23 protein-coding genes are annotated in these 18760 nt (G+C 62.3%); 11 read left to right on the plus strand and 12 right to left on the minus strand.

Features of this window, described 5'->3' with window-relative positions; all coding sequences use genetic code 11:
- Positions 1-2: 2 nt before the first annotated feature.
- The 6 genes from prmA to ACJRPG_RS00765 form a co-directional block, all read right to left on the minus strand.
- On the minus strand, positions 3-938 hold the full coding sequence (gene prmA, locus ACJRPG_RS00740) for a 50S ribosomal protein L11 methyltransferase (RefSeq protein WP_407998123.1): 936 nt from the start codon (positions 936-938) through the stop codon (positions 3-5).
- Positions 935-2293, minus strand: a complete 1359-nt coding sequence (gene accC, locus ACJRPG_RS00745; RefSeq protein ID WP_407998124.1) for an acetyl-CoA carboxylase biotin carboxylase subunit — start codon at positions 2291-2293, stop codon at positions 935-937. Before accC ends, prmA begins: the two co-directional genes overlap by 4 nt.
- Before the next feature lie 96 nt (positions 2294-2389).
- Positions 2390-2863 (minus strand): acetyl-CoA carboxylase biotin carboxyl carrier protein, encoded by a 474-nt coding sequence (gene accB, locus ACJRPG_RS00750; protein WP_407998125.1) that lies wholly within the window; start codon positions 2861-2863, stop codon positions 2390-2392.
- Positions 2864-2952: 89 nt separating this feature from the next.
- The gene (gene aroQ / locus ACJRPG_RS00755) at positions 2953-3390 is read right to left on the minus strand and encodes a type II 3-dehydroquinate dehydratase (RefSeq protein ID WP_407998126.1); all 438 of its coding nucleotides are present in this window, start codon (positions 3388-3390) and stop codon (positions 2953-2955) included.
- An 84-nt stretch (positions 3391-3474) separates the two neighbouring features.
- Positions 3475-4026, minus strand: coding sequence for a TlpA family protein disulfide reductase (locus tag ACJRPG_RS00760; protein ID WP_407998127.1), 552 nt, complete (start codon positions 4024-4026; stop codon positions 3475-3477).
- Complete coding sequence (locus tag ACJRPG_RS00765) at positions 4013-4651, minus strand: hypothetical protein (RefSeq protein ID WP_407998128.1); 639 nt, start codon at positions 4649-4651, stop codon at positions 4013-4015. The genes ACJRPG_RS00760 and ACJRPG_RS00765 overlap by 14 nt, the downstream gene beginning before the upstream one ends.
- Before the next feature lie 78 nt (positions 4652-4729).
- Between ACJRPG_RS00765 and mpl the strand changes: the two genes are divergently transcribed.
- The 9 genes from mpl to corA all read left to right on the plus strand — a co-directional run bounded on the left by mpl (position 4730) and on the right by corA (position 13367).
- On the plus strand, positions 4730-6097 hold the full coding sequence (mpl, locus tag ACJRPG_RS00770; protein ID WP_407998129.1) for a UDP-N-acetylmuramate:L-alanyl-gamma-D-glutamyl-meso-diaminopimelate ligase: 1368 nt from the start codon (positions 4730-4732) through the stop codon (positions 6095-6097).
- Positions 6097-6666, plus strand: coding sequence for a YqiA/YcfP family alpha/beta fold hydrolase (locus tag ACJRPG_RS00775; RefSeq protein WP_407998130.1), 570 nt, complete (start codon positions 6097-6099; stop codon positions 6664-6666). Before mpl ends, ACJRPG_RS00775 begins: the two co-directional genes overlap by 1 nt.
- The gene (locus tag ACJRPG_RS00780; protein WP_407998131.1) at positions 6663-7256 is read left to right on the plus strand and encodes a chorismate--pyruvate lyase family protein; all 594 of its coding nucleotides are present in this window, start codon (positions 6663-6665) and stop codon (positions 7254-7256) included. The genes ACJRPG_RS00775 and ACJRPG_RS00780 overlap by 4 nt, the downstream gene beginning before the upstream one ends.
- A 3-nt stretch (positions 7257-7259) precedes the next feature.
- Positions 7260-9293, plus strand: coding sequence for a ribonuclease catalytic domain-containing protein (locus tag ACJRPG_RS00785; protein WP_407998132.1), 2034 nt, complete (start codon positions 7260-7262; stop codon positions 9291-9293).
- Between the two features lie 217 nt (positions 9294-9510).
- The gene (locus ACJRPG_RS00790) at positions 9511-10392 is read left to right on the plus strand and encodes a TonB family protein (RefSeq protein ID WP_407998133.1); all 882 of its coding nucleotides are present in this window, start codon (positions 9511-9513) and stop codon (positions 10390-10392) included.
- On the plus strand, positions 10392-11210 hold the full coding sequence (gene aroE / locus ACJRPG_RS00795; RefSeq protein WP_407998134.1) for a shikimate dehydrogenase: 819 nt from the start codon (positions 10392-10394) through the stop codon (positions 11208-11210). Before ACJRPG_RS00790 ends, aroE begins: the two co-directional genes overlap by 1 nt.
- The gene (mtgA, locus tag ACJRPG_RS00800; RefSeq protein ID WP_407998135.1) at positions 11207-11923 is read left to right on the plus strand and encodes a monofunctional biosynthetic peptidoglycan transglycosylase; all 717 of its coding nucleotides are present in this window, start codon (positions 11207-11209) and stop codon (positions 11921-11923) included. The genes aroE and mtgA overlap by 4 nt, the downstream gene beginning before the upstream one ends.
- A 10-nt stretch (positions 11924-11933) precedes the next feature.
- Positions 11934-12314, plus strand: a complete 381-nt coding sequence (locus ACJRPG_RS00805) for a DUF4124 domain-containing protein (protein ID WP_407998136.1) — start codon at positions 11934-11936, stop codon at positions 12312-12314.
- A gap of 87 nt (positions 12315-12401) precedes the next feature.
- On the plus strand, positions 12402-13367 hold the full coding sequence (gene corA, locus ACJRPG_RS00810; RefSeq protein WP_407998137.1) for a magnesium/cobalt transporter CorA: 966 nt from the start codon (positions 12402-12404) through the stop codon (positions 13365-13367).
- A gap of 31 nt (positions 13368-13398) precedes the next feature.
- Here corA and ACJRPG_RS00815 read toward each other — a convergent pair whose 3' ends face one another.
- The 6 genes from ACJRPG_RS00815 to thiD all read right to left on the minus strand — a co-directional run bounded on the left by ACJRPG_RS00815 (position 13399) and on the right by thiD (position 18020).
- A complete protein-coding gene (locus tag ACJRPG_RS00815; protein WP_407998138.1) occupies positions 13399-13797 on the minus strand; it encodes a hypothetical protein in 399 nt (132 codons plus the stop codon).
- 151 nt (positions 13798-13948) lie between these two features.
- Entirely contained in the window at positions 13949-15175 is a 1227-nt protein-coding gene (locus ACJRPG_RS00820; RefSeq protein ID WP_407998139.1) for an Nramp family divalent metal transporter, read from the minus strand.
- 150 nt (positions 15176-15325) lie between these two features.
- Positions 15326-15601: a type II toxin-antitoxin system HicB family antitoxin gene (locus ACJRPG_RS00825; RefSeq protein ID WP_407998140.1), complete on the minus strand. Its 276-nt coding sequence runs from the start codon at positions 15599-15601 to the stop codon at positions 15326-15328.
- A 2-nt stretch (positions 15602-15603) separates the two neighbouring features.
- The gene (locus ACJRPG_RS00830) at positions 15604-15786 is read right to left on the minus strand and encodes a type II toxin-antitoxin system HicA family toxin (RefSeq protein ID WP_407998141.1); all 183 of its coding nucleotides are present in this window, start codon (positions 15784-15786) and stop codon (positions 15604-15606) included.
- Positions 15787-15894: 108 nt separating this feature from the next.
- Entirely contained in the window at positions 15895-17181 is a 1287-nt protein-coding gene (hemL, locus tag ACJRPG_RS00835; protein WP_407998142.1) for a glutamate-1-semialdehyde 2,1-aminomutase, read from the minus strand.
- 5 nt (positions 17182-17186) lie between these two features.
- Positions 17187-18020, minus strand: coding sequence for a bifunctional hydroxymethylpyrimidine kinase/phosphomethylpyrimidine kinase (thiD, locus tag ACJRPG_RS00840; RefSeq protein WP_407998143.1), 834 nt, complete (start codon positions 18018-18020; stop codon positions 17187-17189).
- A gap of 92 nt (positions 18021-18112) precedes the next feature.
- On the opposite strand from thiD, the gene ACJRPG_RS00845 reads away from it, so the two are divergent.
- On the plus strand, positions 18113-18265 hold the full coding sequence (locus tag ACJRPG_RS00845) for a rubredoxin (protein WP_407998661.1): 153 nt from the start codon (positions 18113-18115) through the stop codon (positions 18263-18265).
- Positions 18266-18348: 83 nt separating this feature from the next.
- Positions 18349-18750, plus strand: coding sequence for a response regulator (locus ACJRPG_RS00850; RefSeq protein ID WP_407998144.1), 402 nt, complete (start codon positions 18349-18351; stop codon positions 18748-18750).
- Positions 18751-18760: the final 10 nt, after the last annotated feature.

Below are 18760 nucleotides of genomic sequence, written 5' to 3' on the forward strand. Positions count from 1 at the left end.
CCTTATCGCGCAGGCGGTACGGTATCGCTGCCCAGACGGCCGTGCAGCGCGACCCACCCATCATGTTCCGCCCACACGCCCATCTTGATGAAGGGAGCATAGGCCGCCGCCACTTCCTCCGCCTGGCGCGCCAGCACGCCGGACAGGATCAGGGAACCGCCATCGGCCACGCGGCCGGACAGCATCGGCGCCATCAGTTTCAGCGGCGACGACAAAATATTCGCCACCACCACATCGAAGCGCTGCTCCGCAAAGGCGGACTGCGCGAAGTCTTCGGGCACGAAGTATTCGATATCGGCGACGGCATTGCGTTCGGCGTTATCGCGCGCCGATTCGATGGCCTGCGGGTCGATATCCACGCCCGCTACCGGGGTGGAACCCAGCTTGCGCGCCACCATGGCCAGGATGCCCGAACCGCAGCCGTAGTCCAGCACCGACTTGCCGGGCGCGGGATGCGCCTCCAGCCATTCCATGCACAGGCGGGTGGTCGGGTGCGAACCGGTGCCGAAGGCCAGGCCCGGATCCAGTTCCAGCACCAGCGCCGAGGCGTCCGGCACTTCGTGCCAGCTCGGCACCACCCAGATGTTCTTGCCGATGTGGATAGGCTCGAACTGGGATTGCGTCAGGCGCACCCAGTCTTCATCTTCCACCTTGCGGGTTGTGAATTTGGGGACGGACGGCAGCTTCACGGCTTCCGCCGCGGCAGCCACGATGGCTGCCTGGTCGGCATCGACGTCGGTCAGGGCCACCACGCGGCTATGTTCCCACGCGGCTTCCTTCGGCTCCATGCCGGGCTCGCCGAACAGCGGTTTCTCCGCGTCGGTGCCTTCATCCGCATCCTCCACGGACACGGACAGGGCGCCCGCCTCCATCAGCGCGTCGGACAGGGCCTCCGCGTGATCGAGTGCGACTTCGATGACGATTTCAGTCCAGCTCATGAACCAGCCTTCGGCATTTCGGACAGGCGCTGCTCCAGGTAGTGGATGTTGGTGCCGCCTTCGATGAAGCGCGCGTCCACCATCAGCTCGCGGTGCAGCGGGATATTCGTCAGGATACCCTCAACCACCATTTCCGACAGCGCAATCTGCATGCGGCGGATGGCCTGCTCGCGGGTGGCGCCATAGGAAATGACCTTGCCGATCATCGAATCGTAGTTCGGCGGCACGAAATAGCCGGCGTAAGCATGCGAATCGACGCGGATGCCGGGACCGCCCGGCGCATGCCAGGAAGTGATGCGGCCTGGCGACGGCGTGAACTTGAACGGATCTTCGGCATTGATACGGCACTCGATCGAGTGGCCGGACAGCATCACGTCGCGCTGGCGGAAGCGCAGCTTCTCGCCGCAGGCGATGCGGATCTGTTCCTGCACGATGTCGATACCGGTGATCATTTCGGTGACAGGGTGTTCCACCTGCACGCGGGTATTCATCTCGATGAAGTAGAACTCGCCGTTCTCGTACAGGAACTCGAAGGTGCCCGCGCCACGGTAGCCGATCTTGCGGCAGGCTTCGGCGCAGCGGTCGCCGATCTTTTCGATCAGCTTGCGCGGAATGCCCGGCGCCGGCGCTTCTTCAATCACTTTCTGGTGGCGGCGCTGCATCGAGCAGTCGCGCTCACCCAGCCACACGGCGTTCTTGTGCTCATCGGCCAGGATCTGGATTTCCACGTGGCGCGGATTCTCCAGGTACTTCTCCATATAGACTTCCGGATTGCCGAACGCTGCGCCGGCTTCCGATTTGGTCATGGTCACGGCGTTCAGCAGGGCCGCTTCGGTATGCACCACGCGCATGCCGCGGCCACCGCCGCCGCCCGCCGCCTTGATGATGACCGGGTAGCCGACCTTGCGCGCAATTTGCACGATCGCCTTCGGATCGTCGGGCAACGCGCCGTCCGAACCGGGCACGCAAGGCACGCCGGCCTTGATCATGGCCTGCTTGGCGGAGACCTTATCGCCCATCATGCGGATCGCTTCCGGACGCGGGCCGATGAACACGAAGCCGGATTTCTCCACGCGTTCGGCGAAGTCCGCGTTCTCGGACAGGAAGCCGTAGCCGGGGTGGATCGCTTCGGCGTCGGTCACTTCAGCGGCGCTGATAATGGCCGGCATATTCAGGTAGCTCTGTGCCGAAGCGGCAGGGCCGATGCAGACGGATTCGTCGGCCAGCTTTACGTATTTCGCGTCCTTGTCCGCTTCGGAGTGGACCACGACCGTCTTGATGCCCATTTCGCGGCAGGCGCGCTGGATACGCAGCGCGATTTCTCCACGGTTGGCGATGAGGATTTTTTCAAACATGGCTTTTCTATGTTTGCGGGCGCCTGGCAGGGTAGGCAGGGCGCTCTTTGATAATGAGGGAATGCGCAGGCGGCACGGGGTGCCGCCCCTACGGCCTTAGCCGATCACAAACAGCGGCTGGCCGAATTCGACCGGCTGGCCGTTCTCGACCAGGATCTGGGTAATGGTGCCGGATTTGTCGGCATCGATTTCGTTCAGCAGCTTCATCGCTTCGATGATGCAGAGGGTGTCGCCTTCCTTCACGGTGGCGCCCACTTCGACGAAGGGCGCGCTGCCTGGAGCGGAAGAGCGGTAGAAGGTGCCGACCATCGGCGACTTCACGATATGGCCGGTTGGCGCTGCCGGTGCGGCGGCGACGGCGGCCGGGGCGGCAACAGGAGCGGCGGCGGCAGGTGCGGCCGGCGCGTAATGGGCCGGAGCGCCTTGCGGCTGCATCATCACGACCTGGTTCTGCGGCATTGCGGAGGATTTGACGATACGGACTTTGCTTTCACCCTCGGTTACTTCCAGTTCGGCGATATCCGACTCGGCAACCAGGTCAATCAAGGTCTTGAGCTTGCGTAGATCCATCTGAGACTCCGTTTATAGCTTGTTTTGAGAATTATATGCGGCGCGGCCAGGAAGCTTTTAATAGTCAAAATGCGCGCAGATCGCGTAGATTAACTGCTTTTTAAGGCAAAGTCGATGGCAAAACGATATCCGTCGATGCCCAGGCCGCAGATTGTGCCCCGCGCGATAGCGCTGAGGTAAGAGTGGTGGCGAAATGCTTCGCGCTGATAAATATTCGAGATATGGACTTCAATAAAGGGAATGGCCACACCCGCCAGCGCATCGCGCAAGGCAACGCTGGTATGGGTATAACCGCCCGGATTGATGACGATGAAATCCACACCTTCGCCGCGTGCGGCGTGGATACGGTCGACCAATGCACCTTCGTGGTTGCTCTGGAAGCAGGCCAGGCTTGCGCCTGCCGTGGCAGCCTGCGCTTTGGCAGCCGTTTCCACATCCGCCAGCGTGCTGGAACCGTAGACCTCAGGTTCCCGCGTGCCCAGCAGATTCAGGTTCGGACCGTTCAGCAGCAGCAGGTTTTTTGCCATATCTTCCTGACCAATTTCCGCGAAAGTTTCGCATTTTGCCGCTAAGCGCAGGCATTGGCAAGAAAAAAGAACTTGCCAAAAAGCCTACAAACTTGAGAGGTCGTTACGCAGCTGGTCGAATTTCAGTCGTCCGAGATAGGTCTTTTTCACCTGGCCGTCGGCGCCGATCAGCACCGTAAACGGCAGTCCGCCCTGGGTATTGCCGAAGGTGCGCGACAGGTCGCTGCCGCCGATGCCGCCCACATACAGGGGGTAGGTGATCTTCATGCGCTGGGCAAATTCGGCGATATTGGCTTGCGAATCGATACCGATGCCGATGATCTGCAGGTTTTTGCCCGCGCTGGCGGTCTGCAGCTCGGACAGTTCGGGCATCTCTTCCACGCATGGCGCGCACCATGGCGCCCAAAAATTCACCAGCAGGTTCTTGCCCTGCCACTGGGCCAGTTGCTGCTCCACGCCGTTCACGTCCATCATGCGCTGGCTGTACAGGGCTTTGGACGGGCCGGTTACATTGGGAGCGACGGTGGCGGTAATGGGCGGCGGCGCTTCCGCCTTGTGGCGGGTGCCGTACCAGGCGCCGATGGCGCCGAAGATAATGGCCACAAGGCCGTAGATCAGGAGTTTATTCTTCTTCATCAGGTTGGGAGCTGGTAGTTAATAGAGCGCGGACTTCCGCGATGCCGGCGCGGATTGGCTTGTCGCCCGCCCGCTGCTTCTTTGCGCCGCGCAGGTCGTCCTGTTCATACAGTTCGACATGCACGCCTTCCTTCTGCCAGATAAAGCTCACCGTCTCCACCGGTTCGTAGCGCGGGCCCTTGAAATGGTCGGATTCGGAGATCTCTATATTAAGGTTCTGATTCAGCAGGAAGATTTCCACATCTTTCGCGCTGTCGGCGAACACCTGCAGGCGAATATCGTCATGCTCGCCGGCGCTGCCATTCAGCACGGCGCCGGTGAGGTGGGGCTGGTACTGCTCCAGCATTTCCATGACCTGCAGCGCCACGGTGCGCAGGCGGAACAGGCGGGCCGGCTGGGTATCGGCGTTGAACAGGGCGTGGTAGAGGCGCACTTCCTCCTCCACCTGGGCATCGTCCGGCAGCAGGTCGCGCTTGGCGTTGGCCTGCGACTCGCCGAGGATCTGGCGCGCGGCCTTGCGCTTGGCGCTGCCGTAGTCGGCGCCGTCCTGCGCAACCATGCGCGCGGCGGCGGCCGCAATCTCGGCGCGCAGCTGCTGCACTTCGTCGTGGGGGTTCTGCATCATGGACGTGATGATACTCTGAACCGGATAAATCCAGCGCGTCAGGTAAAATCTCGTTCCTGACCAATTGCGATACTTACCATGCATATTCACATCCTCGGCATTTGCGGCACTTTCATGGGCGGTCTCGCCGTGCTGGCAAAAGAGGCGGGCCACCGCGTGACGGGCTGCGACGCCAACGTCTATCCGCCGATGAGCACCCAGCTGGAGGCCCAGGGCATTGAGCTGATCCAGGGCTTCGGGCCGGAACAGGTGGAGCTGAAGCCGGACCTGTATGTGATCGGTAATGTGGTGTCGCGCGGCAATCCGCTGGTGGAAGAGATCCTGAACCGCAGCCTGCCCTATGTCTCCGGCCCCCAGTGGATGGGCGACCATATCCTGCGTAATAAATGGGTACTGGCCGTCGCCGGTACGCATGGCAAGACCACCACCTCGGCCATGCTGGCATGGATCCTGGAAGATAACGGCTACGCGCCGGGCTTCCTGATCGGCGGCGTGCCGATGAACTTCGGCATTTCGGCCCGCCTCAGCGGCAAGGGCGCTGAGTCCGAATTCTTCGTCATCGAGGCGGACGAATACGATACCGCCTTCTTCGACAAGCGCTCGAAGTTTGTGCACTACCACGCCAAAACGGCGATTCTCAACAACCTGGAATACGACCACGCGGACATTTTCCCCGATATCGGCGCCATCGAAACCCAGTTCCATCACCTGGTGCGCACCGTGCCGGGCGTGGGCCGCCTGATTGTTAACGGCGACGAGGAATCGCTGCAGCGCGTGATGAAGCGCGGCTGCTGGGCCGAGAAAGAGACTTTCGGCAGCGCGCCGGACGCGCACTGGAAGATGCTGGAGCATCCGGACGGCTCCTTCGATGTGCTGTTCAACGACAAGCGCGAAGCCACTATCCACTGGAAGCTGACCGGCAAGCACAATCGCTCCAACGCGCTGGCCGCGATTGCCGCTGCGCGCAATGTGGGCGTGCCGATTGCGCAGGCGGCGAAGTCGCTGGAGAGCTTCGAAAGCGTGAAGCGCCGCATGGAAGTGCGCGGCGTGGTGAACAACATCACCGTGTATGACGACTTCGCGCACCACCCGACCGCGATCGCCACCACCGTGGGCGGCCTGCGCCAGAAACTGGGCCAGACGGGACGCATCCTGGCCGTGCTGGAGCCACGTTCCAACACCATGAAGCTGGGCGCGATGAAGGACGCGCTGCCGGGCAGCCTGTCCGAAGCGGACCTGGTATTCGGCTTCGGCAGCGAAAAGGCACTGGGCTGGAGCCTGGGCAAGGCGCTGGCGCCGATGGGCGATATCGCCTCGGCCTATGAAGACATCGACGTCATGGTGCAGGCGATCAAGGCAAAAGCCCAGCCGGGCGACCATATTGTAGTAATGAGCAACGGCGGCTTTGGCGGCGTGCATGGCAAGCTGCTTGAGGCGCTGAAGTAATGATCCTGTACCTGCACGGCTTTCGATCCTCGCCGCTGTCGATGAAGTCCCGCCTCACGTCGGAGCGCATGGCGCAGCTGGGCCGCAGCGCGGAATTCATCGCGCCGCAATTGCCCGCCTCGCCGAAGCAGGCGATGGAACTGGCGGAGAACCTGGTGCGCGGCGTGCCGCCTGAGCAGCTCACCATCATCGGCTCCTCGCTGGGCGGCTACTACGCCACCTGGCTGGCCGAGAAGCTGGGCTGCAAGGCCGTGCTGCTGAACCCCGCCATCGTGCCGCGCCTGGACCTGGACAAGCACGTGGGTATGACCAGCGAATACCACTCGGACAAGCCCTTCGAATTCAAGCGTGAATATATCGACGAGCTGCGTGCCTTTGAAGTGGAACGCATCACCATGCCGGGCCGCTACTTCCTGCTCGCCGCAACGGGCGACGAAGTGCTGGACTACCGCGACATGGTGAAGCACTACGAAGGCGCCCGCCAGCACGTGATCGAAGGCAGCGACCACGCCATCAGCGAATACGCGCAGTACGTGGACAGCGTGCTGGCATTCTGCGGGGTGGCATGAGAGAGCAGTCCCTGCGCCAGGCGAACTGGCATGGCCATGTACTGGCCGTGAACGCGCCTCAGCCGCTGCGCCACTGGCTGACCGGCGGTGGATCGCTGACGGCGAAGCTGAAAGCGCACAGCGGAACCTTCCGGGTGCAAAGGCTGCACCAGGAGACGGCGATCTGCCTGCGCGACGAAGCGGCCGCCATCGGCCTGCACCGGCCCGGCCGGGTGTGGGAGAGAGAAGTGCTGCTGCGGTGTGATAATACGCCCGTGGTGTTCGCGCACACCGTGGTGCCGATGTCCGCCGACGCATCGGACTGGCCCCTGTTCAGCGCCCTCGGCGAACGCTCGCTGGGCACCACGCTGTTCGGCGACCCCATGGTGCGCCGGGGCGAACTGGAATTTGCACGGCTGCGCGCGAGCCATCCGCTGGTCCAGCGTGCACGGGCCGCGCTGGAACGGAACGGCATTGCGCCGCCGGACGAACAACTGCTGTATGCGCGGCGCTGCCTGTACAAGCGCCGCGAGGGCACATTGCTGGTGACTGAGGTATTCCTGCCCCAGGTGCTGGCGCTGCGTCCCAACAAGATGATGAATACGAGATAAATAATGAACGTCTTTTTTGAAGAATCCGGCGATTTCAAAGTCGGTACCGTGCTGTCGCAGGCTGGCGAGGCTTATCAGGTGGAGCTGGCCAGCGGCAAGCGCAGCAAGGTCAAAGCCAAAGACGTGCTGCTGCAGTACGAGAAGCCCGACCCGGCCACGCTGATGGAGCAGGCCAAGGCCATCGCCGCCGACGTGGACCTGGACTTCCTGTGGGAAGTGGCCGGCGAAGAGGAATTCGGTTTCGCGGAACTGGGCGCCGAATATTTCGGCCACACGCCGCTGCCGCATGAGGCGGCGGGGCTCATCCTCAGCCTGCACTCGTCGCCGATCTACTTCTACAAGAAGGGACGCGGGCGCTACAAGGCGGCGCCGGAGCAGTCGCTGAAGGCTGCGCTGGCGGGCATCGAGAAGAAAAAGCAGCAGGCCATCATCCAGCAGCAGTATGTGGACGAGCTGAAAGAGAACAAGCTGCCTGCCGCGATGCAGAACATTGTGCAGCAGCTGCTGTTCAAGCCGGACAAGAACACCATCGAATGGAAGGCCCTGGAAGCAGCCTGCGACGAGCTGCATACCTCGCCGCAGCGCCTGATGCTGGCGGTCGGCGGCGTGGGCTCGCCGAAAGACCTGCACATGGCGAAGTTCCTGTTCGAGAACTTCCCGAAAGGGCATGGCTTCCCGGACGTGGCGGTGCCGGCTGCGCCGGCCAATTTGCCGGTCGCTGCGGTGGAAGCCTTCTCCATCGACGATGTGACCACGACCGAGATCGACGACGCCTTCTCGATCACGCACCTGGACGGCGGCAAGGTCCGCGTCGGCATCCACATTGCCGCGCCGGGCCTGGGCATCAAGCCGGACGATGCGCTGGACAAGCTGGCGCGCAGCCGCATGTCCACTGTCTATATGCCGGGCGATAAGATCACCATGCTGCCGGATTCGGTGGTGAATGCCTTCACGCTGGCGGAAGGGAAAACCTGCCCGGCGCTGTCGCTGTACGCCACGCTGGATACCTCCAGCTGGGAAGTGATCTCCACCGAAACGCGCGCCGAGCTGGTGCCGATCGCGAACAACCTGCGCCACAACGACCTGGATGACGTGGTCAACGAAGAAACCCTGGCCAGCGGCGAGGGAGACTATCCGCGCAAGGCCGAGCTCACGCTGCTGTGGGGTTGGGCGCAGCACCTGGAAGCGGGCCGCATGGTCAAGCGCGAAGCCTTCGGCCTGAAGCCGGAGCAGAACAACCGCGTGGACTTCAACTTCTACGTCGAGGACGACGTGGTGACGATTTCGCGCCGCAAGCGTGGTGCGCCGCTGGACAAGATCGTGGCCGAGCTGATGATCTTCGCCAACAGCACCTGGGGCAAGATGATGCATGACCATGGCGTGCCGGGCATCTACCGCAGCCAGGGGCAGGGCGTGGGCGGCTGGAACGCCAAGATGCAGGTACGCATGGTGACGCACGCCGCGCCGCACCAGGGTCTGGGCGTGGACCAGTACGCGTGGAGCACCTCGCCGCTGCGCCGCTACACCGACCTGGTGAACCAGTGGCAGATCCTGGCCTGCGCCGAGAACGGCGTGACGGCGCCGCTGGTGGCGCCGTTCAAGCAGAAGGACGCCAACCTGTTCGCCATTGTCTCCGCCTTCGATGCCGCTTACGCGGCATACGCCGACTTCCAGTCCAATATGGAACGCTACTGGTGCCTGCGCTGGCTGGGGCAGGAAGACGCGAAGCAGGTGGAAGCTGTGGTGCTGAAGGACGAAGTGCTGCGCCTGACGGAGATCCCGCTGATCATCCGCCTGCCGGGCATGCCGTCGGTGGCGCGGGGGGCGCACGTCAAGCTCGACATCCTGCGCTGGGACGAAGTGGACCTGTCGATCGAAGCCCGCCTGCTGGAAATCCCTGAAGATCAGGTGCCGGACGCCGACATCGACTTCGACGACGAAGAAGCCCCGGCCGACCCGGCGCAGCCGACGGAAGCCGAAGCCGAAGTCGCCGACCTCGCCAGCGAAACCGCCGTCACCGAGCCCGGCCCACAATAAAGTTGCCTAAAAATTGGGGACAGACCCGGATTTCCAAAATCCGGGTCTGTCCCCAATTTTCTGCCTCATAGGGCAGGGCGGCACGCGCCCTGGCATGCGCGCCGACTTCGTCCCTTATCCGGCGTCGCTGCCATAGGTGCGCCAAAAATTGGGGACGGACCCTAATTAAATAAATCAGGGTCTGTCCCCAATTATTCAATTGCCTTAAAATGCGGCAATGTCTGTTAAAGAAAACCGGTTCCTGATCATTGCCATGGCTGTTTCCGTGGCGGCGCACGCGGCGATGCTGATGGTGCATTTCGTGGCGCCCAAGGAATTCAAGGTCGAGCCGACCGATCCCAGCCTTGAAGTCATTCTCGTCAACGCCAAGCATGCGCAGAAGCCGCTGAAGGCGGAGGCGCTGGCGCAGGCGAACCTGGACGGCGGCGGCAATGCCGATGCGGGCCGCGCCAAGTCGCCGCTGCCCGATATGCGCAAGATGGAAACCGGCGACAGCGTGAAGGCCGCCCGCCGCCGCATCGAGGAGCTGGAACAGCTGCAGAAGAACCTGCTGACCCAGGTGACGAAGACCACGCCCTACCGCGCCGCGCCCGTCACCGAAAAGAACAAGCCCGATCCCACCCCGACCGGCGCCGACCTGATCGAGAGCAGCAAGGCCATCGCGCGCATGACCGCCGAGATCACCCAGACCATCGACGACCAGAACAAGCGCCCCAAGCGCACCTACATCACGCCCAGCACGCGCGAAGTGGGTTACGCCATGTATTACAAGCAGCTGCAGCGCCGTATCGAGGAGATCGGCACGCTGAATTTCCCGCAGAAGAACGGCCGCAAGCTGTACGGCGAACTGGTGGTGATGATCCCGATCTTCCAGGACGGCAGCATCTATATGGCTGAAGGCGGCGTCCGCATCCAGCAGAGCTCCGGCAATCCGGCGCTGGACCAGGCGGCGCTGAACATCGTGCGCCGCGCCGCGCCCTTCGGCAAATTCCCGCCCAATATGCTGTCCAGCGAGAAGGATGACCTGTGGGTCATCATCACGCGCTTCAAATTCACGCGCGAGGAAAAGCTGGAAACCAATCTCGGAGGCTCGAACTGATGGACCGTTACTGCGTGTTCGGGAATCCGATCGCCCATAGCAAATCGCCCGAAATCCACGCGGCCTATGCGGCCCAGACCGGCCAGCAACTGAGTTATGAGCGCCGGCTGGCGCCAGTGGATGGCTTTGCCCAGGCGGTGCGCGAGTTCATCGCCGAAGGCGGCAAGGGCGCGAACGTGACCTTGCCTTTCAAACTGGATGCGCACAAGCTGGCCGATGCGCTGACCATGCGCGCCCAGGCCGCCGGCGCCGTCAATACGCTGGTGTTCGGTCCGGACGGCATCATCGGCGACAACACCGATGGCGCCGGCCTGGTGGCGGATATCGTCCGCAACGCGGGCGTGCCCATCGCCGGCAAGCGGGTGCTGATGCTGGGCGCCGGCGGCGCCGCCCGTGGCGCCGTGCTGCCTATCCTGGAGGAACGGCCGGCCGCGCTGGTCATCGCCAACCGCACCGTGGCCACCGCCGAGGCGCTGGTGCAGCAGTTTGCCGCCCTGGCGGGCGAGGGCGTGCTCTCGTCCAGCGGCTTCGAAAGCCTGCAGGGCAGCTTCGATATCGTCATTAATGCAACATCGGCCAGCCTGAACGCGGCCTTGCCGCCGATTCCGGCCGCAGTATTTCACCAAGGAACGCTTGCATTGGATATGATGTACGGAAAGGAACCGACCGTCTTCATGCACTTTGCAGCCGAACACGGCGCTACCGTACGCGATGGACTGGGCATGCTGATCGAGCAGGCCGCCGAAGCGTTCTACGGCTGGCGCGGGGTGCGGCCTGATACGTCGGCGTTATTGGTGCAAATGCGTTCAAAACTATGACAAAAGCGCGCAAGCCGCCCGGCCGTTTCAGCTGGGTGAAGTGGATGTTCATTATCCCCATCGTCTTGTTCATGGCCGTGCAGGCCTATTTTTTCGTGCAGATCTGGTGGTGGGTGGACCATAACCCGACCATGACGTCCTTCATGCGCGAGCAGCAGTCGGCGCTGCGGGAAAAGAACCCCAAGGCCAATATCCAGCAGCAGTGGGTGCCATACGAGCGCATTTCCAGCAACCTGAAGCGGGCCATCATCGCCTCGGAAGACGCCAATTTCAACGACCACGAAGGCGTGGACTGGGATGCCCTGGAGAAGGCCTACGAGCGCAACCAGAAGCGCAAGAAGGTTACGCACGGTGGCTCAACCATCACGCAACAGCTGGCAAAAAACCTCTTTCTGTCGGGATCCCGCAGCTATATCCGCAAGGGCCAGGAGCTGATCATCACCTATATGCTGGAAACCCTGATGGACAAGCAGCGTATTTTCGAGATCTACCTGAACGTGGTGGAATTCGGCAAAGGCACTTTCGGCGCGGAGGCAGCCGCCAAGCATTACTACGGTATTCCCGCTTCGCGCCTGAACGCTGCGCAGGCGGCCAGGCTGGCCGTCATGCTGCCCAACCCCCGCTATTACGATGCGCACCGCGACACCAATTACCTGAACCGCCGTACCGCCACCATTCTCAAGCGGATGAATTCCGCCGAAGTGCCCCGTTAAGGAGAGCCCTATGCCTCTGCGCCGACAGTCCGGAATCAGCCTCATCAAAGTGGCCGTGGTCATGGCCTGCCTTGCGGCCGGAGCCATGATCGCCATGATGTCCATGCGCCATGAGAAGAACTACTTCGCCGAAGGAGTGGAGAAGGGCAAGGCTGCCGCCACCGCCGCCGTACCGGTGCCGGAGGTGGCCGTCCCCAAGTCCGCGCCCCTACGCAAGTGCGTGATCAACGGAAAAACCGTGGTGTCCAATGTGGATTGCGGCGAGAGCGGCAACCAGATCGATATCCACGTTTCGCGCGGTATTGAGCCGCCAAAAGTGCCGGATAAGCGTCCATCGGAGGACGCCGCGGCCACAATGCGGGAAAAAATGATCGAAAAGGCGGCACGTTAGACAAAAAGTGTTGCAGCGGGGTGGCTTGGCCCCGGTCTTGCGGTTACACTTGCGCTGTTTCGTTCCCACCGTCGGCTGAGAGTGCCTATGATCAATGTCTTCGTTTTACAAAATGGCCGGCTCAACCAGGTGTCCATTGAGACGCGCGAAGACCTGGAACAGGCGGCGCCGGTCTGGGTAGACCTGACCGACCCCACCGACGACGAGCGCAACTGGGTTAAGTCCATTTATGGCGTGATCCTGCCGGGCGAAGACGAAGTCAAGGATATCGAGGCCTCGGCCCGCTACTACGAAGCCGAAAACGGCGACCTGCACCTGCGCACCGACTTCCTGCTGGAAGAAGACGACGGCCCCTCCCGCGTGGTGACAGTTGCGTTCATCCTCGCCAAAAAGATGCTCTTCTCCGTGCATACGGACGATTTGCCGGTGTTCCGCCTGGTGCGCATGCGCGCCCGTTCGCGGCCCGGCTCGATTGCCGATTACATGGATGTGCTGCTCGACCTGTACGCGACCGACGCCGAGTATTCGGCGGATGCGCTGGAAGGTATCTACCAGAAGCTGGAAGAGGTGTCCGGCCGCGTGCTGCAGGAAGAGTTCACCGACAAGGACGCAGCCGACGCCCTGAGCGCCATCGCGCACGAGGAAGACTTGAACGGCCGTATCCGCCGCAACATGATGGATACGCGCCGCGCCGTCAGCTTCCTTATGCGCGGCCGCCTGCTGAATTCGGAACAGTTCGAGGAAGCGCGGCAGATCCTGCGCGATATTGAATCGCTGGACGGCCACACCTCTTTCCTGTTCGATAAGATCAACTTCCTGATGGACGCCACCGTCGGCTTCATCAACATTAACCAGAACAAGATCATCAAGATCTTCTCGGTGGCGTCCGTGGCTTTCCTGCCGCCGACCCTCATTGCGAGCGTGTACGGCATGAACTTCGACTTCCTGCCCGAGCTGAAGTGGACCTACGGCTACGGCTGGGCCTGGGGCCTGATGATCACCAGCGCGATCGCTCCCTTCCTCTACTTCCGCCACCGCGGCTGGCTCAAATAACACCGTCGTCCCCGCGCAGGCGGGGATGAGGTCATTCCTGCTTCAGGTTGAGAAAGATATTCGCTGCGAATACCAGTACCGAGGCCGCAGCGAGCATCTCCGCCACCACCAGCACCGGAATAATCTTCATATTCTGCGTGGTAAGAATAATCCCCAGCGCCGCCATCATTACCGGCACCGAGATATTCATCAGCCAGAAGTGAATCTTCGCCAGCTTGCTGAGTCCGGCGCGCGGATATACCGTGTAAATCAGGCCGGCCAGTGCAAATGTGGCCCAGCCCAGTAAATTAATGTGCGCGTGCACGGGACGCAGCGTGAAATCGCGGCTGGCGCCCATCATGATTCCCATTGCCACGCCAACGATCAAATACACAACCGCGAGTTTGATCCAGATAGCGCCTTTGTTTTGAGGGCTTGCTTGCATTTGCATCTCCATGAACCGGTGAGTGAAGCGAGCGATTCTAGAGAGCGAACTTCATCAATTTGTCGTCCTTTTGTCAGCTTAGGAAGTTTTTAAGATTTGCCGCCCCAGGCGTGCCAGGGTTTGGCGCCAACGCGCCAGAAGCTGGCGCGAAACCTCATCAGAACGTTGCCGCCATGCCGCACACGGCAGCAACCATCAGGCCGACGCCCAGCCAGCCGAGCACCGTATGCCGCCGCGTCAGCGTGGCCCTGCCCATCAGTTTTTTATTATTCGCGAGCAGCATCATGATAATCATGATGGGCACGGCGATAACCCCGTTGATTTGCGCGGACCAGAGCAGGGCCTTGATCGGATCGACCGGCGCAAAATCCAGCGCCATGCCGCCAATGGTGGCGAGCGAGATAATGGCGTAGAACTCGCGTGCCTCCAGCAGTTTTAAATCCAGTCCGTTTTTCCATTGGAAGCTCTCGGTCACGGCATAAGCCGCGGAACCGGCCAGCACGGGAATCGCCAATAAACCGGTGCCGAGAATGCCGAGCGCGAAAATCAGCGAAGCGAATTCGCCTGCCACCGGCCTTAATGCCTCGGCGGCTTGCGCGGAACTCTGGATATCGATGCCGTTCAGGGTTGCCGCTGCCGTCAGGATAATGAAGAAGGCCACCAGATTGGAGAATGCCATGCCGATCAGGGTGTCGAGCTTTACCTTGCGCAGGCTGCGCCGCGTGCCTTCGCGCATTTCCTCCACCTCCTGCGATGCCTGCCAGAAGAAGAGATAGGGCGAGATGGTGGTGCCGAAGATGGCGACGATCATGCCCACGGACGTGGCGTTCCACTCGAAATGGGGCATCAGGCTGGCGCGCAGTACCTGGCCCCAGGAGAGATGCACTGCGAAAACCGTTGCCACGTAAGCAAGGAGCCCCAGCGTCAGCCATTTAAGGAAGCGCACATAGCTGCGGTAGGGCAGGAAAACCTGCAGGCTCAGGCACAGGAAACCGCAGGCCAGCGAATACAGGTGGGCCGTGCCCACGCCGATCACCAGCCGCAGCGCCTCGCCCATCGCCGCCACGTCGGCGGCGATATTGATGATGTTGGCGGCAAGCAGGAGCAGCACGATCAGCCACAGCAAGGGGCGCGGATAGGCGCGGCGAATATTGGCCGCCAGCCCGTCGCCCGTCACGAAGCCGATGCGTGCCGACACCAGCTGGATGCCCACCATCAGCGGATAGGTCAGCACCACGGTCCACAGCATATTGAAGCCGAACTGGGCGCCTGCCTGCGAGTAGGTGGCGATGCCGGACGGATCGTCGTCGGCCGCGCCGGTAATGAGTCCGGGGCCGAGCGCCTGGACGGCGTCGTGGTCGGTGAGGTGTTTCAGCAGTTTCATTTTCCGGCTCGTGCAGGCGCACGCCGCCGGAACGCAGGCCGGCAGCTTAGTGCTGGGTGATAGAGGGAGGCTTCATGTTGAGGCGAGTCTATCAGCCTGCTTGCCGCAGAAAGTTTCCAACTTGTTACAAAGCGCAGGATTAAGGCACTTTTAAGTCGCGGTCCGGAATTGGGCGTTCCAGCGCTGGATGCGTTCGGTAAGGTTGGCGGGTACAGAGAGGCTGTGCTGGCCCAGTGCGGCGCCGGGTAGCGGCATGGGGCGGCCGTTCTCTACATGAAGATCGAATGCGGTTTCAAAAGCGTCCAATGCGTTCGCCAGGGCGTCTTCGATATCGTCACCAACCGAATGGGCTGCCGGGATGTCGGGAAATCCAACGAGGAGCGTGCCGTTGTCATCTTTCTCAAGTGACAGGGGATATTGCAGCATGATCAGTCCTCCAATCCGAGATCTTTCTTGATGCGCTTGACGAGCCCGGTACCGATCTCCTTTGCGCCATGGTAGGGCAGTATCGAAGAGCGGCCGCCGAGCGTGACTTTCTGGTGGCTGCCTTTGCCGGGTCTGAACACAGCCCCTTGCCTGATCAGCCAGTTGCGAAACTCACTGTATTTCATTGTAGTCCCCCAGCGGTCTGTTAGCCGCCAATTTTCGGGCGTGAGGGACGTAAGTGGCTTGAGAGAAAACAAAGCCCGCCTAAGCGGGCCTTGAGGGAGCCGGGTGGCTTATTTGAGGTTCGCGAACACCTTGCGCGCCGCCGCGATGGTGGCGTCGATCACGGCGTCGTCGTGCCGGGCAGAGACGAAGCCCGCTTCGAAGGCGGCCGGGGCGAAGTAGACGCCTTCGTCCAGCATGGCGTGGAAGAAGACGTTGAACTTCGCGCGGTCGCCGGCCATCATTTCGGCGTAGTTGCGTGGAGGCTCGGCGCTGAAATAGAGGCCGAACATGCCGCCTTCATAGTCGGCGCAGAAGGTCACGCCCGCTTCGCGCGCAGCCCCCGTCATGCCTTCGGCCAGGCGTTTGGCGCTGGCGGTCAGCTTGTCGTAGAAGCCCGGCTGCTGGATCAGCTTCAGCGTGGTCATGCCCGCCGCCACCGCCACCGGATTGCCGGACAGCGTGCCCGCCTGGTACACGGCGCCCAGCGGCGCCATTTTCGCCATCAGGTCGGCACGGCCGCCGAAGGCCGCCACCGGCATGCCGCCGCCGATCACCTTGCCCAGTGCCGTCAGGTCCGGCTGGATGCCGTACAGCGCCTGCGCACCGCCCAGGCCTACGCGGAAGCCGCACATCACTTCATCGAAGATCAATACCGCGCCGTGCTTCGTGCACAGGCCGCGCAGCGCCTGCAGGAATTCCGGCGTGGCCTTGATCAGGTTCATATTGCCGGCCACCGGCTCCACGATCACGCAGGCGATCTCGCTGCCGAAGGAGGCGAAGGCCTCTTCGATCTGCGCCACATTGTTATAGTCCAGCACCAGCGTGTGCTTGACGAAGTCCTCGGGCACGCCGGCCGAGGTGGGATTGCCGAAGGTGAGCAGGCCGCTGCCAGCCTTCACCAGCAGCGAGTCCGCATGGCCGTGGTAGCAGCCTTCGAACTTCACGATCTTGTCGCGGCCCGTGGCGCCGCGCGCCAGGCGCAGTGCGCTCATGGTCGCTTCCGTGCCGGAGGACACCAGGCGCACCTGTTCGATCGATGGCACCAGGCGGCAGATTTCCTCCGCCATCTCGATTTCGCCTTCGGTCGGCGCGCCGAAGGAAAGGCCGCGGGTGGCGGCATCCTGCACCGCCTTCACGACTTCCGGATGGGCGTGGCCGACGATGGCGGGGCCCCAGGAGCCGATGTAGTCGATATAGCGCTTGCCGTCCGCATCCCAGAAATAAGGGCCTTCGGCACGGGTGATGAAGCGCGGCGTGCCGCCCACCGAGCGAAAGGCGCGCACCGGCGAGTTCACGCCGCCCGGCGTGGTTTTCTGGGCACGTTCAAACAGCGTATCGTTACGGGAAGTTGTCATCGGATTCAGGCCTGTTGCAAATTAAAGAAGGGATTCGGCACGAACTTGCCCATGCCGATACGGCGCGCATGCGTGAGCGCGCCGAAAAGGAATTGTTCCGCCAGCTCCACCGCTTCCGGCGCATCGGCGCCTTGCGCCATATGGGCGGCGATCGCGGCGGACAGCGTGCCGCCGCAGCCGATGAAGGGGCCGGCCAGGTGGCGCCAGTGGTCGTGGCGCAGCACGCCGCTGGCGCCGTACAGGGTATTGGCGCGCATGGAGTTGTCGGGACGGCCGCTGCGCGCCTGGGTTCCGGTCACGAGCACGTATTCGCAGCCCAGGTCGATCAGGTGCTGGGCGTCGTCGGCCACGGTCTCGCCGTTGTTCATCTCACGCCAGGTTTCGGCGAGGCGGCCCAGCTCCACCTGCGACAGCATCAGCAGCGTGGCCTGCGGCACCAGCAGCTGGCGCAGCACCGTCAGCAGCTCTTCGGGATCTTCCTCTTCCGGCTGTTCCGGGAACTGGGAGCCGAAGGGGTCGAGGATCAGCGGCGCGTCGGGATAATCGGATACCACTTCGGCAATCGAGGACAGGTGCTCCATATTGTCGACCGCGCCCACCTTGAACGCGGAAACCTGCACGTCCTCCAGCACTACGCGGGCCTGGTCGGACACCCAGTCCGGGTCCACATGCTGCTGGTCCTCCACGCGCGCGCTGTCGCCGATCAGCAGGGAGGTCGTCACCGAGAGGCCATGGCAGCGCAGCGCGGAGAACACGGCCAGGTCGGCGTGCACGCCAACGGCGCCAATGGGGTCGGCGGCGCCAAAGGTCAGGATGAGTGGAGATGTTTGGTTTTGCACGGCTGGTAGATTAAGATACCTGATTCGGCATTTTACTTGATTGAGGGTGGCAGAACGTGAGCAGTAACGATACGCAGGAATTCAAAAGCTGGATGTGCCTCATTTGCGGCTGGATCTACGACGAAGCGGCAGGCTTGCCGGACGAAGGCATCCCGCCCGGCACCCGCTGGGCCGACGTGCCGATGAACTGGACCTGTCCGGAATGCGGCGCCCGCAAGGACGACTTCGAGATGGTGGCGCTGTAAATTTGGCAAGTTCCGCACGGCTGCCGCGCGCCTGCCGCTGAGAAGTCCCCTGTGCTATCGTACGGTAAAACTGGTGGGCCCTTATGACGACAACACCGCAAGCGACAGGTTTGAAGATCATGGTGATCGACGACAGCAGCACGATTCGCCGCTCCGCCGAGATTTTCCTGAGCCAGGCCGGCTATCAGGTGCTGCTGGCCGAAGACGGCTTCGATGCCCTGGCCAAGATCAATGACCACCATCCGGACCTGGTGTTTTGCGACATCCTGATGCCGCGCCTGGACGGCTACCAGACCTGTGCGCTGATCAAGAAGAGCGCGAAATTCCATGCCACCCCGGTGCTCATGCTGTCCTCGAAGGACGGCCTGTTCGACCGGGCGCGTGGCGCGATGGTGGGCTCGGCGGCCTACCTGACCAAACCCTTTACGAAAGACAGCCTGCTGGCGGCGGTGCGTGAGCATACCGGCGCGGCCACGGGCGCATGAGCGAGGCAAG

Origin of the sequence: Pseudoduganella rhizocola, assembly GCF_045984285.3 — a bacterium.
In the GTDB taxonomy this organism is placed as follows: Bacteria; Pseudomonadota; Gammaproteobacteria; order Burkholderiales; family Burkholderiaceae_D; genus Rugamonas.

Excerpts from the sequence above, each read along its gene's own strand:
- prmA (WP_407998123.1), bottom strand. The coding sequence starts at position 938 with ATGAGCTGGACTGAAATCGTCATCGAAGTCGCACTCGATCACGCGGAG.
- accC (WP_407998124.1), bottom strand. The coding sequence starts at position 2,293 with ATGTTTGAAAAAATCCTCATCGCCAACCGTGGAGAAATCGCGCTGCGT.
- accB (WP_407998125.1), bottom strand. The coding sequence starts at position 2,863 with ATGGATCTACGCAAGCTCAAGACCTTGATTGACCTGGTTGCCGAGTCG.
- aroQ (WP_407998126.1), bottom strand. The coding sequence starts at position 3,390 with ATGGCAAAAAACCTGCTGCTGCTGAACGGTCCGAACCTGAATCTGCTG.
- ACJRPG_RS00760 (WP_407998127.1), bottom strand. The coding sequence starts at position 4,026 with ATGAAGAAGAATAAACTCCTGATCTACGGCCTTGTGGCCATTATCTTC.
- ACJRPG_RS00765 (WP_407998128.1), bottom strand. The coding sequence starts at position 4,651 with ATGATGCAGAACCCCCACGACGAAGTGCAGCAGCTGCGCGCCGAGATT.
- mpl (WP_407998129.1), top strand. The coding sequence starts at position 4,730 with ATGCATATTCACATCCTCGGCATTTGCGGCACTTTCATGGGCGGTCTC.
- ACJRPG_RS00775 (WP_407998130.1), top strand. The coding sequence starts at position 6,097 with ATGATCCTGTACCTGCACGGCTTTCGATCCTCGCCGCTGTCGATGAAG.
- ACJRPG_RS00780 (WP_407998131.1), top strand. The coding sequence starts at position 6,663 with ATGAGAGAGCAGTCCCTGCGCCAGGCGAACTGGCATGGCCATGTACTG.
- ACJRPG_RS00785 (WP_407998132.1), top strand. The coding sequence starts at position 7,260 with ATGAACGTCTTTTTTGAAGAATCCGGCGATTTCAAAGTCGGTACCGTG.
- ACJRPG_RS00790 (WP_407998133.1), top strand. The coding sequence starts at position 9,511 with ATGTCTGTTAAAGAAAACCGGTTCCTGATCATTGCCATGGCTGTTTCC.
- aroE (WP_407998134.1), top strand. The coding sequence starts at position 10,392 with ATGGACCGTTACTGCGTGTTCGGGAATCCGATCGCCCATAGCAAATCG.
- mtgA (WP_407998135.1), top strand. The coding sequence starts at position 11,207 with ATGACAAAAGCGCGCAAGCCGCCCGGCCGTTTCAGCTGGGTGAAGTGG.
- ACJRPG_RS00805 (WP_407998136.1), top strand. The coding sequence starts at position 11,934 with ATGCCTCTGCGCCGACAGTCCGGAATCAGCCTCATCAAAGTGGCCGTG.
- corA (WP_407998137.1), top strand. The coding sequence starts at position 12,402 with ATGATCAATGTCTTCGTTTTACAAAATGGCCGGCTCAACCAGGTGTCC.
- ACJRPG_RS00815 (WP_407998138.1), bottom strand. The coding sequence starts at position 13,797 with ATGCAAATGCAAGCAAGCCCTCAAAACAAAGGCGCTATCTGGATCAAA.
- ACJRPG_RS00820 (WP_407998139.1), bottom strand. The coding sequence starts at position 15,175 with ATGAAACTGCTGAAACACCTCACCGACCACGACGCCGTCCAGGCGCTC.
- ACJRPG_RS00825 (WP_407998140.1), bottom strand. The coding sequence starts at position 15,601 with ATGCTGCAATATCCCCTGTCACTTGAGAAAGATGACAACGGCACGCTC.
- ACJRPG_RS00830 (WP_407998141.1), bottom strand. The coding sequence starts at position 15,786 with ATGAAATACAGTGAGTTTCGCAACTGGCTGATCAGGCAAGGGGCTGTG.
- hemL (WP_407998142.1), bottom strand. The coding sequence starts at position 17,181 with ATGACAACTTCCCGTAACGATACGCTGTTTGAACGTGCCCAGAAAACC.
- ACJRPG_RS00845 (WP_407998661.1), top strand. The coding sequence starts at position 18,113 with ATGTGCCTCATTTGCGGCTGGATCTACGACGAAGCGGCAGGCTTGCCG.
- ACJRPG_RS00850 (WP_407998144.1), top strand. The coding sequence starts at position 18,349 with ATGACGACAACACCGCAAGCGACAGGTTTGAAGATCATGGTGATCGAC.